This window comes from Collinsella aerofaciens, from assembly GCF_015670745.1.
GTDB classification, from domain to species: domain Bacteria; phylum Actinomycetota; class Coriobacteriia; order Coriobacteriales; family Coriobacteriaceae; genus Collinsella; species Collinsella aerofaciens_T.
The window spans coordinates 46654-62565 of the sequence record NZ_JADPCH010000009.1 but is presented as its reverse complement, the minus strand read 5'-3'; the positions used below and the strand labels follow the sequence as shown (position 1 = coordinate 62565).

Sequence of the window (15912 nt, the reverse complement as noted above, 5' to 3'; positions counted from 1 at the left end):
GCAACTTATGGGGTCGGGGGGGGGATTATTGGTGCCATGCATCTCCATAAACTCAACGCTTACGAAGCGCGCGCCGTTCGTGTTAGGGTAGTTCCACCACATAAGTAGTCGCAGACGCACGTACCACGGGCGGGCGAGATGAAGTCCCAACAGCTCCATCTTGCCCGCCCGTTTTTGTTGCGTGGTGCCGCGGCGTAACACAGAAAGGACAATGCCCTTTATGCCTATCAACAAACGAGAGAGACTGCTGTTCACCTTTATCATGTGCTTTTGCATGGTGCTCTGGATGAGCATCTACAACGTTGCCCTGCAGCATGGGGCCATCAACGGCGAGGTTGTTGCCGCCGCGTGGCTCGGCTTCCCCGTTGCCTACATTTTTGCCATGTGCTGCGACTGGTTTGTTGCCAGCCCCCTTGCCAAGGGTTTCGCCTTTAAATTCCTGGTCACGCCGGGCAAGAGTTCGCCGCTTGCCATGACGCTCGCCGTCAGCTCCTGCATGGTCGTTCCCATGGTCATCATCATGTCGCTGTACGGTGCCTGTGAGGGTCTGACGCACATGCCCGGCGGCATCCTTGCGAACCTGTATTCCGTGCCCGCGATCTGGATGATCAACATCCCGCATAATTTTGTGATGGCGCTGCCGTGGAACCTTTTGGTAGCCGGTCCGATTTCCCGCTTCATCTTCCGTCGCGCCTTCCCTGTGGGGACGGTTTTCGAGGAGGAGCATGCCGAGCTCTTGGAGCAGGCTATGGCTCCTGAGTGCGAGTAGCTCGCTTAGGGATCTGCTGAGCGCGGGCGACTTGCTTGGTTGGAGCCCAAAGCGTGGATAGCTCTCTCGGCGACATCGCGGGCGTGAGCGGTGCGCATGACCGGAGGGCCCGTGCTGCTCCGTTGCCCGACGTGCTAGCGCGCAGAACAATCTGTTGGTGCATTCGGCGGCTGCTGAAGCGTTTCGGCAGCCGCTTTTTATACGGAGTTTAAATACAACAGTCTGTTGTATTACGTAGAGTGGTATATCTCTAGCGGGAAAAATGCGAGAGACGGAGCATTATGGCGTTGCTAGTAGGACTGGACGTAGGGTCGACGACGACCAAAGTTTACGCGATGCACGAGGATATGACCGAGGCGTGGTGGGGATATCGCCGCCACGGGGCGTGTCAGACAGCGAGCGTGCGCGCCATGCTCGGCGAGCTCGCCGAGCGCTTTCCCCATGAGTCGCTGCGCGTTGCGGTGACCGGCTCGGGTGCGCGCGATATCGCGACCGCGCTGGGCGCCTCGTACGTTCAGGAGGTGGTCGCCAACGCGCTCGCGATCAGCAGGTTCTATCCGCAGACGCGCTGCGCCATCGAGCTGGGCGGCCAAGACGCCAAGATGATCTTCTTCCGCACCAACGATAAGGGAGACATCGAGGTTGCCGACATGCGCATGAACGGCTCGTGCGCAGGCGGTACCGGTGCATTTATCGACGAGATGGCAAAGCTCATGGGGGTCGGCACCGAATCGGGCGAGTTCGAGCAGCTCGCAAGCCGGGGAACGACCGTCCACGAGGTCTCGGGCCGCTGCGGCGTGTACGCAAAGACCGATATCCAGCCGCTGCTCAACGAGGGCATTCCTACCACCGACCTGGCGCTTTCGGCGCTTCACGCGGTCGCCCGCCAAACGATCGGCGGTCTGGCCCAGGGTATCGACATCGAGCCGCCGGTAATCTTCGAGGGCGGTACGCTCGCCTACAACCCCACGCTGGTCCGCGTGTTCCGGGAGCAACTGAATCTATCGGACGATCAGGTTATCGTCCCGCGCGATCCGCAGATCATGGTCGCGCGCGGTGCCGCCCTGTCGCTGACCGACATGTTCGCATCGTCCCAACCGATCGACCTTCCCGACGCTTTTGTCCGGCTGGATAAGCTCGAGACGGTCGCGCCCGCAAGCGGGAAGGGACGTCTTGCCCAGCCCTTTTTTGCCACACCTGCCGAGCAGGCGGATTTTACGGCACGCCATGGCAAAGAGACGCCGGCAAAGGGTCCGGATGCGTATGCGCCCGGAGAGACGGTGCGTGTGGCGCTCGGTATCGATTCGGGGAGCACGACGACCAAGTTCGCCCTGGTCGATGAGGCGGGTGAGCTTGTCGATTCGTTCTACGCGTCTAATAACGGCAGACCGCTCGACGTCGCCCAACAGGGTCTTGTCAGCTTGAAGAACCGCTGGGAGACAGCGGGAGTCACGCTTGCGATCGATGCCGTGGGCACCACGGGATACGGCGAGGAGCTTTTCGCGCGCGCGTTCCACGCCGACTACCATACGGTCGAGACGGTCGCGCACGCCCGCGCCGCGTGCGCATGCGTTCCAGATGCGACCTTCGTGCTCGACATCGGCGGACAGGATATGAAGGCCATCTGGCTCAACCACGGCGTGCTGACCGATATCGTCGTCAACGAGGCGTGCTCTGCGGGCTGCGGCTCGTTCCTCGAGGGTTTTGCCAAAAACCTCGGAATAGCCGTTGAGGATATCGCGACCGAGGCATTTTCGTCCAAAGCCCCCGCCGTTCTCGGCAGCCGCTGCACGGTGTTCATGAACAGCAGCGTCGTTTCCGAGCAGCGGCGCGGTAAGGGTCCGGGCGACATCATGGCCGGTCTCTGCCGTTCGATTATCGAGAACGTGTTCACCAAGGTCATTCGCGTTTCAAATCTCAACCGTCTGGGCGACAAAGTCGTCGTCCAGGGCGGCACGTTCCGAAACGACGCGGTGCTGCGCGCATTCGAGCAGTATTTGGGCAAACCCGTCACGCGTGCGCCCCACCCGGGGCTGATGGGCGCTATCGGTATCGCCCTGCTCGCGCGCGAGGAATGCCGCAAGGGCGACGCCGCCACGTCGTTTATCGGGCTCGATGCCGTGGAGCGCTTCGAGCATCGCGAGTTCGGCGGCGTTACCTGCCGTCGGTGCAACAACCGCTGCCAGCGCGCGGTCGTGGCATTTGGCGACGGCTCGCTTTACGTCACGGGCAATCGCTGCCCGCGCGGCGGCGCCATCTCATGGGATGAGCTCGTGCGCGAGGTTCCCGCGGCGGAGGAGCTGCGTCCGCAGGGTGCTTGCGAGGCACAGGCACCCGGCACGGGGCGCGACCGGACCGCGGCTGCCCCCAATCTCTTTGTCGACCGCGAGAAGCTGCTGTTCGAGTCGTGCCCCACGGTTCCCGTCTGCGGGGGGCGCGATGTCACGATCGGCATTCCCCGTGTGCTCGAGTTCTGGGACACCATGCCGTTCTGGTCGACGTTCTTCAGCACGCTCGGCTTTAAGGTGCGCGTCTCGGGACGCAGCACCAAGGCGATGTACGAGCGCGGTCTGGCGCACGTCACATCCGACACCGTGTGCTTCCCGGCCAAGCTCGTCCACGGGCACATCCGCAATCTCGTCGACGCCGGCGTCGACCGCATCTTCATGCCCATCATCACGACGGTGCCCACCGAAAACACCGCCTCTACCAGCGAGTGGATGTGCGCCGTCGTAAAGGGATACCCCTACGTGATGCGCAATTCCGATAACCCGGAGGAGCGTTTCGGCGTTCCGTTCGATACGCCGCTGTTCCACTGGTACGACGAGGGCGACCGAAACCGCCAGCTCAAGGCGTGGTGCAAGGAGACCTTCGATATCGATGCCGACCTGGTTGCCAAGGCGACCGAGCAGGCGGACCGCGCGCAGCAGACGTTTGAGAACCAGCTGCAGCTGCGCGGCAGGCAGGTGCTCGAGAACGTGCGCGAGGACGGCGGCTACGCGGTGGTGATCGCTTCGCGCCCGTACCACAACGACCCGCTGGTCAACCACGGGCTGCCCAAGCTCTTCTCTGAGCGCGGCATCCCCGTGCTGACGCCCGATGCGGTGCCGGGGGTCTGCAACGTCGATCTTTCCAACAGCCGCATCGACATCGTGAACAACTACCATGCGCGCATGCTGTCGTGCGCGGTCATCGTCGCATCGACGCCCGAGCTCGAGCTCGTGCAGATGGGCAGCTTCGGCTGCGGCCACGATGCGTATCTCACCGACGAGATCGCGCGCATGATGGGCGAGATGGGCTCCAAGGTTCCGATGATGATCAAGCTCGATGAGAGCGACGTCGCCGGTCCCATGGGCATTCGCGTGCGTTCGTTTATCGAGTCGGTCAACCGTCGTCGCGCGGAGGAGCGTGCCGAGGGCGCCCGGGTGCACGCGGTCCATCCGCTCGACGACCCGTATAAGGTCAAGTACACCAAGCGCGACCGGCACGACAAGATCGCGCTGGTCCCCAACACCTCCCATGCGTTCTGCAGGCTCATGACCGCGGCGATGCGCAATCAGGGCGTGCGCGCCGAGGCCCTTGATATCGGGCGCGAGGATGCCATCCGCCTGGGCAAACGCTATGTGCACAACGACATCTGCTTCCCCGCGCAAATCGTGATCGGCGAGGCGCTCGCGGCACTCGAGAGCGGTAAGTACGACCCGCACGACGTCGCCGTGGTGACTGGCAAGTATATCGGCGACTGCCGCCTGACGCACTACATGCCCCTGCTGCGCCGCGCGCTCGACGACGCGGGATACGACTATGTCCCGGTGCTCACCAACGACGACGTCGATGCCCACAATGCGCATCCGGGCTTCAAGCTCGGCCTTGGCCCGAGCATCCAGATCGCCTACGGTCTTCCCATGATCGATGCCCTCGAGGCCATGCTTAGGCGCATCCGTCCCTACGAGCTCGAGAAGGGCGCGGCGGACGCTGCGTTCGACCGCGCGCTCGATGAGGTTATCGAGGGCATGGAGCGCTCCGGGCTGAGAGGCCAGGCGACGGGCTTCAAACGCGCGCTTGCGATCATGGACGCCGTTCCGTACGACCGCTCGAACCCGCATCCGACCGTTCTCATCGTGGGCGAGTACCTGCTCAATTTCCATCTCGGCGCCAACCACGAGATCGAGCGCTACCTCGAGGACAACGGGCTCGAGGTCATCGAGGCGCGCATGACCGACGTGATCCGCAAGACCTATTTCTACAAGCATGCGCAGTCGCGCGAGTTCCACGTCGACCTGTCGCTGCCCGAAAAGGCCTGGTACGCCACGGCGGACAACCTGTTCGAGCTCGCGCACGACCGTTGCGACCGCCTGGGCGCGGCGAGCCCGCTCTACGAGCCGCCGACGCGCATGCCCGAGCTCGTGCGCGCGAGCGATAAGATCCTGCACCATACGTTCGATGCGGGCGAGGGCGTGCTGATTCCGGCGGAGATCCTCGAGCACGCCAAGCGCGGCTGCCGCAACTTCGTGATCCTGCAGCCGTTCGGGTGTCTGCCCAACCATGTCGTGGGGCGTGGGCTCATCCATGCGCTCAAGGAGCAGTATCCCACGGCACAGTTCCTGCCGCTCGACTACGATCCCGACGTGAGCTTCGCCAACGTGGAGAACCGTCTTCAGATGCTCATCATGAACGCCAAGGCGCAGGGGTGCGGTGAGGCGCATGGCGAGACCGCGTAAGGACGCCGATGCGCCCGATGCACGCACCCGTATCATCGAGGCGTTTTGGGAGCTCATCGAGAACAACAGCATCTTCGAGCTGTCGGTTGGCGAGGTGACCCGCGCCGCCCAGTGCAATCGCGGAACGTTTTACTACTATTTTCACGATTTCGATGAACTCGTCGCCATCGCCATAGCCCAGCTGCTGCAGGATAACGAGCTCATCACCGATGCCCTCTGGCATTTTTCGAGCGAGGGCGACCTTTCGGCGTTCGACCGGCGCGACGTCCGCTGCCTGCTGCGGCGCATCGTCATCACCATGAGGGCGGGTGCCGCCGAGCAGGTCGTGCAGGGCATCCATACGATCATCATCGACCGCGTGAGAGAGATCGTCCACCCCGACGGAGAAGAGCTCAAGGCAGATTCGAGCTTTGCGGTGGGCTTTCTGGTCTCGGGCATCATGGGCTTTGTGATGGCGGTCGGCTTTGCCCGGGAGGGCGGCGAGGAGATAGACCTCGAGCAGCCGGGGGACAGCGCGTGCGCGTACCTGAGGGCGGTCGCCATGCAGACGGTGGAAACGGTCGCGCAAGTCGAGGGCGTCGATACATCCGAGCTGCTCGAACGCGTCTCCAAGGAGGCCGATGCCTATCGCGCATCGCGTGCGACGAGCCCCGACGTGGTGAAAGACGCCTAGGGTTTCTCTTGCGGGGCGCCTGTCGCGCATCGCGCGGTGAGTCCCGCGATGCGGTCATAACCTGCATTCATGTGAGCCGGGTTTATAGATATTCCTCCAGCTGTTAACATAGACAACCTGTGGGTAAAGAGACAAAAGCGCCGCCGACGGGCGGGCGTTTTGATTTCGATGAACTCATGTAAGGAAACGAGCATGTTAGATAGATTTACCGATCGAGCGCGCAAGGTCATGTCGATGGCCAAACAGGAGGCGCTCGATCTGCACTCAAATAAGGTGGGCACCGAGCACCTGCTGCTCGCACTCGCCAAGGAGGACGAGGGCATCGCTGCCGAGGCGCTGCGCTCGCTTGATATCTCCTACGACGACATCATGGACACCCTCAAGGAGGTCCAGACCACGGTTCCCGAGCCCAGCGAGGAGACCGAGGCTGCCAAGCTTGCCTTTACGCCGCTCGTCATTAGCGTGATGGAGCGCTCCTTCCGCGTGGCACGTGAGAACAACCAGACCTACGTGTCGACCGAGCACTTGCTGATCGGCATCGTCGAAGAGGGCAACGGCATGGCCATGGACATCCTCATGCGCCTAGGTGTGTCGTCCGCCTCCATCAAAAAGGCTATCGAGAAACTCACCGCCAAGGACCAGGACAAGAAGCGTCCGCTCGCCGGCGCCGGTGCTGGTCGTCCCGGTGCGGGCCTGCCGTTCTTTAGCGGATCGGATGCCTCTCAGCAAAAGGGGAGTGGCACCGATACGCTCAAGCAGTTCGCGACCAACCTCACACAGAAGGCGCGCGACGGCGAGCTCGACCCTGTAATTGGTCGCGAAAAGGAAGTCCAGCGTATGATGGAAATTCTTTCGCGCCGCACCAAGAACAACCCGCTCATTCTGGGCGACCCCGGCGTGGGCAAGACGGCCATCGTCGAGGGCTTGGCTCAGCAGATTGCAGCCGGCAACGTGCCCGAGAACCTCATGAACCAGAATATCTGGACGCTCGACCTGCCGGGCCTCGTGGCGGGTGCCAAGTATCGCGGCGAGTTTGAGGAGCGCCTCAAGAACGTGATCCAGGAGGCCACCGAAGCCGATGACGTCATCCTGTTTATCGACGAGATGCACACCATCATCGGTGCCGGTTCTGCCGAGGGTTCCATCGACGCGAGCTCCATGCTCAAGCCCGTGCTTGCGCGCGGTGCCTTCCAGATTATCGGCGCCACCACGGCCGAGGAATTCCGCAAGTACCTCACCAAGGATCCGGCCTTCGAGCGTCGCTTCCAGACCATCGATGTCGAGGAGCCGAGCGTCGAGGACACGGTCAAGATCCTGACCGCGCTCAAGCCGCGCTACGAGGAGCACCACCATGTGCGCTATACGCAGGGTGCTATCGAGGCCGCCGCGAACCTTTCCAACCGCTACATCCAGGATCGCTTCCTGCCCGATAAGGCTATCGACCTCATTGACGAGGCCGGTGCCCGCGCTCGCATCGCCGCGAATCGCGCGCCCGAGCCGGTGCGTGAGGCCGAGCATCGCATAGAGGAGCTCAAGGCCGCCGCGCAGGAGGCCACCGAGAGCGATGACATGAACAAGGCCGCCGAGATCACCGAGCAGCAGAAGGCCGCCGAGATTGAGCTCGCCGAGGCCAAGGCCGCCTGGACCGCCGAGCTCGACGCTAGCCCGCTCACCATCGACGTAAGTCAGATTGCCGACATCGTGTCCGTGACCTCTGGCGTGCCGGTTTCCTCGCTCACCGAGAGCGAGAGCCGGCGCCTGCTGCAGACCGAAAGCGTGCTCAAGACGCGCATCATCGGCCAGGATGAGGCAGTCGAGGCCGTCGCCAAGGCCGTGCGCCGCAGCCGCTCGCCGCTCAAGGACCCGCGTCGTCCCGGCGGCAGCTTTATCTTCCTGGGTCCCACCGGCACGGGCAAGACTGAGCTCGCCAAGACGCTCGCCGAGTACCTCTTTGGCAGCAAGGACGCGCTCATCAGCTTCGACATGTCGGAGTTCGGCAGCGAGTTCGAGGTCTCCAAGCTCATCGGTAGCCCTCCGGGTTACGTGGGCCACGACGAGGGCGGTCAGCTTACCAAGGCCGTTCGTCGTCACCCGTACTCAGTCGTGCTGTTCGACGAGATCGAGAAGGCGCACCCCGACATCTTCAATATCCTGCTGCAGGTGTTGGAGGAGGGCCGTCTGACCGATAGCCAGGGCAAGACGGTCGACTTCCGCAACACGGTGATCATCATGACGTCAAACGTGGGCGCCCGCGAGATCGCGCAGGATACGAGCGTTGGCTTTGGCACCACCGGCGAGCAAGGCCTTACCTCGAGCGAGATTAAGGGTCGTGCGATGGGTGAGCTCAAGCGCCTGTTCCGCCCCGAGCTGCTCAACCGTATCGACGACATCGTGGTGTTCCAGAAGCTTTCGGGCGAGAACCTGACCAAGATCGCGCACCTGCTGGTGGACGACCTGCGTCAGCGTCTGATCGCCAACGGCATGAACATCAAGCTCACCGATGCGGCCTACGACAAGATCGTGGCCGAGGGCACCGACCTCACCAACGGTGCGCGTCCGCTGCGCCGTGCCATCCAAAAGCTCATCGAGGACCCGCTGTCCGAGGAGCTTCTGGCCGGCGAGTGGGGCGAGGGCGATACCGTCCTGTGCGACGTGGCCGACGGCAAGTTTGTCTTTAGCCATGGCACGGGCGAGATCCCGGCACCGCGTCCGGCGGGCACGCTCGGTGGCGATATCGCTCCGGCGGCACCGCACACCGGCAACGCCGCGCCCGTGAGCGGCGGCGTGACCTCGGGCCCTGGCGGCATGATGCAAGCCGGTTCTGGCGCGCTGTAGGGCGTGGCGACAATTTGATATGCGCAATCGAGGCGCTCCGGAAAGGGCGCCTCGATTTGTAGAGCTGCGGTAACTGTGACCGTTACGCTATACGGTCCACCGTTAGCCGATGATGCGAGGGCGCTCGGCGTTTTCGACTGGTTTATGCACGCAAAGTCTGGGAATATACAAGTCGCATGTCTTACTGTCTAACCAGTTGCGCCAAGGAGGCACCATGGACTACAAGATTACCGGCTACGAGCCCGCCCAGCTGTTCCATTTCTTTGAGGAGATCAGCGCGATCCCCCGTGGGTCTGGCAACGAGAAGGGCATCAGCGATTTTTTGGTTGCGTTTGCCAAGGAGCGCGGCCTCGACGTGTATCAGGACGAGGTCTACAACGTCATCATTCGTAAGCCCGCATCTGCCGGCGCCGAGAATGCCCCGACCGTGATGCTGCAGGGCCACATCGACATGGTGTGCGACAAGCTTGGCTCCGTTGAGCACGACTTTACGACCGATGGTATCGACCTGGTCGTCAAGGACGGCGTCCTCACCGCTAACGGCACCACCCTGGGCGCCGACAACGGCATTGCTGTCGCTCTGATGCTCACCGTGCTCAACGACGATTCGATTGCTCATCCGGCCCTCGAGTGCGTGTTCACCACCGACGAGGAGACTGGCCTGGTTGGCGCCGAGACGCTCGACAAGTCCCAGATTAGCGCCCGCACCATGATCAACCTCGATTCCGAGGAGGAGGGCGTGGCCACCGTCAGCTGCGCCGGCGGTGTCGTCGTTACCTACACCTGCCCGATCGTGCGCGAGCACAAGACCGGCAGCACCCTTACGCTCGAGATCTCCGGCCTGCTGGGTGGTCACTCCGGCGCCGACATCCACCTGGAGCGCGGCAACGGCAACCTCATCATGGCCCGCATCATCGACCGCCTGATGGTCGCCGGCGAGCCCGCCATCGTCAGCTTTAACGGCGGCACTAAGGACAACGCCATCAACCGTGAGTGCAAGGCCGAGCTGGTCTACACTGATCACGCTGCCGCCGAGGCCGCGGCCCAGATCGCAAAGGGCATCATTGCCGACGTCACTGCCGAGCTCGAGGTCTTTGACCCCGGCTTTACCTGCACCGTCGAGATTGCCGACGACGCCGAGGTCGAGGCCATGGATCAGAAGTCCGCGCTTGCCCTCATCCGCGCCCTGCGTCTTGCCCCTAACGGCGTGATTCGCCGCAACGTCGCCACCGACGGCTCCGTCGAGGTTTCCTCCAACATCGGCGTGGTTGCCACCTCTGACGACCAGGTCAAGATCATGCTGTCCCCGCGCTCCTCGATCACCTCGCTGCAGAACGAGTTCAAGGACCGCCTGCAGACGCTGGCCGATGTCCTGGGCTTCGACGCCAAGTTTGAGTTCGAGTATCCCGGCTGGAGCTATGCCGAGCATTCGCCGGTCCGCGACGTCTTTGTCGAGAGCTATCGCGAGCTCTTTGGCTCCGAGCTGCGTATCGAGTCCATTCACGCCGGCCTTGAGTGCGGCCTGTTTGCCGAGGCCCTGCACGGCCTGGACGCCATCGCCGTGGGCCCGACGCTCTCCGATGTCCATACCCCGGACGAGAGCATGGAACTCGCTTCTGCTGAGCGCTTCTACGAGCTGCTCATCGACGTGCTCAAGCGCCTCGCTGCGTAAAGGTTGCGCTAGCAGCAGTCCGAGCCACGTGCTGGTGGATTGCAAATGACATTACGTGAGGGGGCACCCGAGCTTTTGCGACGGGTGCCCCCTCTCTTCTTTTGGGAAATGGGAGATTGATTGGCGTCTAGCCCATATCCGCCTTGATGAGGTCGAGGGTGCGCTGGCAGTTTTCGCGGACGGGGCCGAGCATATGCTCGCGCAGGTCCGCCATGCCGGGCAGGTCGGCGTATTCGTCCATGATCTCTTCCATGCAAATGGGTACCTCGGAGGCGAGGTCCATCATGGTCGCAAAGCAAAACTTCTCGGATAGCCCGGCATTGGTGAGCGCCGCCTCCAGCGCGGGGTCGTCCTTACCGTGGTATCGGCGGATAGCGCCTGGACCGATGCGCCCCACACGATTTTCGCCGCCAACGCTCATGACAAGGCGCGCTTTTCGCCGCATGCGTTCGTATGCCAGCCCCGATGCAACGTCATACATACGGGCCATCATAGCTGTGTCGCCGTTTCCAAGAAGCAGGGAATAGTTCTTCGCATGCGCGTCCGGTGCGCCGATGATGGCGTTGAAGAACAGTATCTGCGTAAACAGATACAGGTTAAGTTGATGATGACTCGTATTGACGAGGAGTTCCTGAATATCGCGTGCGGTCGGGCCGCCGTCTGCTGTGTACTTTTGAGCGGGCATCACTCCAAGGGCCTGACAGAGGTCTTCTTGATGTAGACGCATGATTGTTCCGTCTTTGTCTTTCACGCGGTCATATCGCTCAACAATGAGGGCGGGTTCGTCCTCAAATAAGCGATACTCAACGTTCGCCGTTGCGATACCCGCGCGCTGGGCGCTTTTCATGCAGACAAACTCATTAAGAGCCTCGAGTTTAAATCCGATAACACCATTTTTGAAAATATGCGTCGTGGGCGAGGAGCCCACGCATTCGCACCAGCGACCGTCTATGAGTGCGAGAGCGAACTTGCCCTGATTGCCTCCAAGTGACCAACTTTCATCTAGGCCCATCCACGATGCCTCGCGGTCATCTCTGATCGACTTGAGGCGCAAGGCAATCTCGTGGTCGTCTATAGGGCGGTATTCGCCAGTGCGATGCAAGACGGCGTCGATATCTTCTTCGGCGCAAAACTGCACTCCGCCCGGACAGTCGAGTCCGATATGGCTGAGCAGCGCAACGGCATTGTTGGGTCTAACGTCGAATTCGGCAGCAATCGCTTTTCGTTGGTCCTCGCTGTCGGGCAGAAGGCCAAACAAGTACGGATTCATGACCTGTTGGCCGTATGGGCGATTTGATACGGGAATGTTGGTCGATAGGGCTGGCCCGTCATAATCTTGATCGTAGACAAAACTGACCAGACCGCTCTCATCTTGCATGAGCGTTCCTGCGGGTACACCACAAATAATAGTCCGAAGCGATGTGGTGGCCATTGGCTACCTCCCTTTAGGCCTGGTTTGGGCAGATGGGTTTGCGGCAATCGAGACTCCGAGATTGGACATGGCGAAATCGGCGAAGGCCTTGTCGTAGAGCTCGGACGTAAAGGGGACATCTGCGAGAGTCGGAATGGCTGCGCTGCGACGGTTGCGATGGTGAAAACATTGAGCGTGATGGCGCCTGGGGGTGCTACGAGGTTGCAAATCAGCATGCGGGGCGTCGACTGGTTGCTCGTTATTCGTTTTAGCGATATCCCCTTGAGCGGCGAGCGCCAGTCCGAGAGCATTGAAGATTGCCAATAGCTTGTCGAGTCGAATGCCGGTGGCGTCTCCTAGCTCGAGCGATGCGAGCAGGCGCTCCGAAACACCGGCTTTTTTAGCGAGGGCCGCACGGGTGATTCCCTGCGCCTCGCGTGCCTGGCGCACGTAGATGCCAGCTTGGCGCGGTGTGGTGATGGGAAGGGTATCCACGGCGATCTCCTAACGTGCAGACTTTTGCATATCAGTATGACATGCAAAAGTCTGCATGAAAAGGCATTATGCAAAACTCTGCATGAGGCCTTGTGCGGCGTTGAGTTTTGAGCGATTGTGTTTGGCGTTACAGCGCCAAAATCCCCAGATGCTCAAGCAAGATCTTAAGCCCGATGAGGATAAGCACGATGCCGCCCACGATGGTGGCAGGCTTTTCGTAGCGCGCACCAAAGGTGTGGCCAATCGCCACGCCGGCGACGGAGAAGATAAACGTTGTGATGCCTATAAGCGATACAGCGGGCACGATGTCGACCGAGAGCGCGGCAAATGAGATGCCCACGGCTAGGGCGTCGATTGAGGTGGCGATAGCGAGGATCAGGTACTCGACCAGGTCAATCTTTTCGGCATCCTTGCCGTCGCCTTCATCCTCGTCCTCGGTAAAGGCCTCCCACAGCATTTTGCCGCCGATGAAGGCGAGCAGGATAAAGGCGATCCAGTGGTCGATGGGTCCGATGATGCCCATGAATTGACTGCCGAGCGCCCATCCGATTACGGGCATGCCGGCCTGAAAGCCGCCAAAGAACAGGCCGAGCACTACGGCGACTTTAAGGTTGATCTTTTTCATGCCAAGGCCCTTGCAGATGGATACGGCAAAGGCGTCCATCGAAAGGCCAACGGCGAGCAACACGAGCTCTGCGAGTCCCATAGTCTGGCTCCCTCTCTGCGGGCGGGCCCGCGTGTACCTCTTGGGGGAGTAACAAAAAAGACCCGTGGCGTACGCGTTGCGCGCACAGCCACGAGTCTCGTTCATTAAGGCAAGCCAGGCCGCATCGGCCAGTGTGTTGACTTGCCGCGCCACCGGAGGCGAACCCGATCACGCGACTACTCCCTCATTTATGCGAATCCCGATGCTACCACATAAGCAGCTCATTTGGATTGGGGCTCTCAGCTGTGTTCGCTCATTCTGTAAGCATCGGATTTTGCGGGCGTCACAGGGGCAAACCGTGAGAAACTTATTGACGTTTATGGAGCGTATACGATGGGAGCGATGCCTTGGATAAGAACGAGCTGCAAAAACGTATGGAACAGGCCATTCGCCTGACTGCCCCCGGCCAGCCGATCCGCACCGCCCTCGACATGATCATTGCTGGTCACTTGGGCGCCCTTATCTGCGTCGGCGACACCGAAAACGTGCTCGCCGCCGGTAACGACGGCTTCCCGCTCAACATTTCGTTTACCTCGAACCGCCTGTTCGAGCTTTCCAAGATGGACGGCGCCATCGTTATCGATGGCGACCTCACCCAGATCCTGCGCGCCAACTTCCACCTCAATCCCGATCCCTCGCTCGCCACGAGTGAGACGGGCATGCGTCACCGTACTGCCGCTCGCATGTCGGTGCTCACCGATGCCATCGTGATCTCGGTTTCGGCTCGTCGTGCCGTCGTCAACGTGTACGTTCACGGCAAGAGCTACGAGATCCAGCCCGTCACCACCATCATGAGCTCGGTCAACCAGCTCGTCGCCACGCTCCAGACTACCCGTCAGTCGCTCGATCGCTCCCTGCTGCGCCTGACGGCCCTCGAGCTCGACGACTACGTCACGCTCGCCGACATTACCGGTATTTTCTCGAGCTTCGAGATCATGCAGCAGGCAAAGACCGAGCTTAAGGATTGCATCGTCAAGCTGGGTAACCAGGGCAAGCTCGTGCAGATGCAGCTCGAGCAGCTCGCGGGCTCCAGCATGGATACCGAATACGACCTGATGATCCGCGACTACGCAAGCGATTCCTCCGAGGCAAACGCCGAGAAGATCCGCGCCGAGCTTGCCCGTATGACGCCTAAGGACCTGTCCGACCCGCAGCACGTGGCGGCAGTTCTGGGCTACGACGACCTGGACGAGGACTCCGTCATGACACCGCTGGGCCTGCGCACACTTTCGCGCGTGTCCGTTGTGCGCGACGGCGTGGCCGAGAAGATCGTCGACGAGTATGGCTCGTTGCAGGAGCTCATGGACGACATCAGCGAGGATCCGGAGCGCCTGGGCGACTTTGGCGTTAACAACCCTGCCATTCTTGCGGACTCCCTGTACCGCATGAAGGGCACCAAACAGGGGAACGCATAATGGCGCCCGTATGCGCCGTGGTCGTTGCCGGTGGCAGCGGCCAGCGCTTTGGTAACCCCGGTGGCAAGCAGCTCGTCAATGTAGCGGGCCGTCCGCTTATGAGCTGGTCCATCCGCGCGTTCGATCGGAGCGATAAGGTCGGCCACATCGTCGTGGTTTGCCCTGCCGAGCGTCGTGCCGAGATGCGCCGCCTGGCCATCGACCCGTTTGACTATGACACGCCCATCAGCATTGCCGATGCCGGCGATACCCGTCAGGATTCCACCCGTGCCGGCGTGCATGCGGTTCCGGCGGGCTTTGAATACGTCGCCATTCACGATGGCGCTCGTCCGCTCATTACGACCGAGGCCATCGACCACGCTATCGACGTGCTCGTGAGCGACCGTGCTCTCGACGGTGTCGTGTGCGGCCAGCCCGCGATTGACACGCTCAAGATCGTTGACGGCGATAATATCGTCGAGACGCCGCCGCGTGAGCTCTATTGGGCCGCGCAGACGCCGCAGATCTTTAGCGTCGATGCTATGAAGCGCGCCCACGCTGCAGCCATTGCCGAGGGCTTTATCGGTACGGACGATTCGTCACTGGTCGAGCGCATGGGAGGACGCGTCCGCTGCGTCCAGAGCCCGCGCGATAACCTTAAGGTGACGGTGCTCGAGGACTTGCGTCCCGTAACCGCGATTCTGCTTGGCCGCATGGCCGAGGGAGAGGACCTTCCCCATGTTCAGTAACCTGCGCATTGGCCATGGCTACGACGTTCACCGTCTGGTGGAGGGGCGTCGATGTATCATCGGCGGTGTCGATATTCCCTACGAGCGTGGCCTGCTGGGCCACTCGGATGCCGATGTGCTCGCGCACGCCTTGGCCGACGCTATTCTGGGCGCCTGCCGCGGGGGAGACATCGGCAAGCTATTCCCCGATACCGACCCCGCCTATGAGGGTGCCGATTCGATGGTGCTGCTCGCTCGCGTGATGGACTATGCGCGCGAGCTGGGCTTTGAGTTTGTCGATGCCGATTGCACCATTGCCTGTCAGCAACCCAAGATCACCCCGCACCGCGATGCCATGCGCGCCAACCTCGCCCATGCCCTGGGCGTTGACGTCGAAAACGTGGGCGTCGCCGCCACTACGACCGAAAAGCTCGGTTGGGAAGGCCAGGGCGAGGGAATCGGCGCCTGGGCCGTCTGCCTGCTACAGAAAACCGTTAAGGAGTAACGA

11 protein-coding genes are annotated in these 15912 nt (G+C 61.6%); 8 read left to right on the top strand and 3 right to left on the bottom strand.

Annotated elements, in window-relative coordinates; translation table 11 throughout:
• Window positions 1-220 precede the first annotated feature (220 nt).
• From I4W07_RS04715 to I4W07_RS04695, 5 genes are all read left to right on the top strand, one after another.
• Window positions 221-769: a DUF2798 domain-containing protein gene (locus tag I4W07_RS04715; protein WP_196025786.1), complete on the top strand. Its 549-nt coding sequence runs from the start codon at window positions 221-223 to the stop codon at window positions 767-769.
• 281 nt (window positions 770-1050) lie between these two features.
• On the top strand, window positions 1051-5490 hold the full coding sequence (locus tag I4W07_RS04710; RefSeq protein ID WP_196025785.1) for an acyl-CoA dehydratase activase: 4440 nt from the start codon (window positions 1051-1053) through the stop codon (window positions 5488-5490).
• On the top strand, window positions 5474-6163 hold the full coding sequence (locus tag I4W07_RS04705) for a TetR/AcrR family transcriptional regulator (protein ID WP_055309426.1): 690 nt from the start codon (window positions 5474-5476) through the stop codon (window positions 6161-6163). The genes I4W07_RS04710 and I4W07_RS04705 overlap by 17 nt, the downstream gene beginning before the upstream one ends.
• A gap of 192 nt (window positions 6164-6355) precedes the next feature.
• Window positions 6356-8998 (top strand): ATP-dependent Clp protease ATP-binding subunit, encoded by a 2643-nt coding sequence (locus I4W07_RS04700; RefSeq protein WP_196025784.1) that lies wholly within the window; start codon window positions 6356-6358, stop codon window positions 8996-8998.
• A gap of 214 nt (window positions 8999-9212) precedes the next feature.
• Complete coding sequence (locus I4W07_RS04695; RefSeq protein ID WP_196025783.1) at window positions 9213-10670, top strand: aminoacyl-histidine dipeptidase; 1458 nt, start codon at window positions 9213-9215, stop codon at window positions 10668-10670.
• Between the two features lie 127 nt (window positions 10671-10797).
• Here I4W07_RS04695 and I4W07_RS04690 read toward each other — a convergent pair whose 3' ends face one another.
• The 3 genes from I4W07_RS04690 to I4W07_RS04680 all read right to left on the bottom strand — a co-directional run bounded on the left by I4W07_RS04690 (window position 10798) and on the right by I4W07_RS04680 (window position 13282).
• Window positions 10798-12102, bottom strand: a complete 1305-nt coding sequence (locus tag I4W07_RS04690) for a type II toxin-antitoxin system HipA family toxin (protein ID WP_196025782.1) — start codon at window positions 12100-12102, stop codon at window positions 10798-10800.
• 3 nt (window positions 12103-12105) lie between these two features.
• On the bottom strand, window positions 12106-12576 hold the full coding sequence (locus tag I4W07_RS04685; RefSeq protein WP_006234970.1) for a helix-turn-helix domain-containing protein: 471 nt from the start codon (window positions 12574-12576) through the stop codon (window positions 12106-12108).
• Between the two features lie 127 nt (window positions 12577-12703).
• Complete coding sequence (locus tag I4W07_RS04680) at window positions 12704-13282, bottom strand: manganese efflux pump MntP (RefSeq protein WP_196025781.1); 579 nt, start codon at window positions 13280-13282, stop codon at window positions 12704-12706.
• Window positions 13283-13656: 374 nt separating this feature from the next.
• Here I4W07_RS04680 and disA point away from each other — a divergent pair, with 374 nt between their 5' ends.
• The 3 genes from disA to ispF are packed head-to-tail and all read left to right on the top strand — an operon-like array spanning window position 13657 to window position 15909.
• Window positions 13657-14697 (top strand): DNA integrity scanning diadenylate cyclase DisA, encoded by a 1041-nt coding sequence (gene disA, locus I4W07_RS04675; protein ID WP_006234973.1) that lies wholly within the window; start codon window positions 13657-13659, stop codon window positions 14695-14697.
• Window positions 14697-15425 carry a 2-C-methyl-D-erythritol 4-phosphate cytidylyltransferase gene (gene ispD, locus I4W07_RS04670; RefSeq protein ID WP_196025780.1) on the top strand — a complete coding sequence of 243 codons (729 nt, stop codon included), beginning with the start codon at window positions 14697-14699 and terminating at the stop codon, window positions 15423-15425. Before disA ends, ispD begins: the two co-directional genes overlap by 1 nt.
• Entirely contained in the window at window positions 15415-15909 is a 495-nt protein-coding gene (gene ispF, locus I4W07_RS04665) for a 2-C-methyl-D-erythritol 2,4-cyclodiphosphate synthase (RefSeq protein ID WP_006234975.1), read from the top strand. Before ispD ends, ispF begins: the two co-directional genes overlap by 11 nt.
• The last annotated feature ends 3 nt before the right edge of the window (window positions 15910-15912 follow it).

Excerpts from the sequence above, each read along its gene's own strand:
- disA (WP_006234973.1), top strand. The coding sequence starts at position 13,657 with ATGGAACAGGCCATTCGCCTGACTGCCCCCGGCCAGCCGATCCGCACC.
- I4W07_RS04680 (WP_196025781.1), bottom strand. The coding sequence starts at position 13,282 with ATGGGACTCGCAGAGCTCGTGTTGCTCGCCGTTGGCCTTTCGATGGAC.
- ispF (WP_006234975.1), top strand. The coding sequence starts at position 15,415 with ATGTTCAGTAACCTGCGCATTGGCCATGGCTACGACGTTCACCGTCTG.
- I4W07_RS04710 (WP_196025785.1), top strand. The coding sequence starts at position 1,051 with ATGGCGTTGCTAGTAGGACTGGACGTAGGGTCGACGACGACCAAAGTT.
- I4W07_RS04695 (WP_196025783.1), top strand. The coding sequence starts at position 9,213 with ATGGACTACAAGATTACCGGCTACGAGCCCGCCCAGCTGTTCCATTTC.
- ispD (WP_196025780.1), top strand. The coding sequence starts at position 14,697 with ATGGCGCCCGTATGCGCCGTGGTCGTTGCCGGTGGCAGCGGCCAGCGC.
- I4W07_RS04715 (WP_196025786.1), top strand. The coding sequence starts at position 221 with ATGCCTATCAACAAACGAGAGAGACTGCTGTTCACCTTTATCATGTGC.
- I4W07_RS04705 (WP_055309426.1), top strand. The coding sequence starts at position 5,474 with ATGGCGAGACCGCGTAAGGACGCCGATGCGCCCGATGCACGCACCCGT.
- I4W07_RS04700 (WP_196025784.1), top strand. The coding sequence starts at position 6,356 with ATGTTAGATAGATTTACCGATCGAGCGCGCAAGGTCATGTCGATGGCC.
- I4W07_RS04690 (WP_196025782.1), bottom strand. The coding sequence starts at position 12,102 with ATGGCCACCACATCGCTTCGGACTATTATTTGTGGTGTACCCGCAGGA.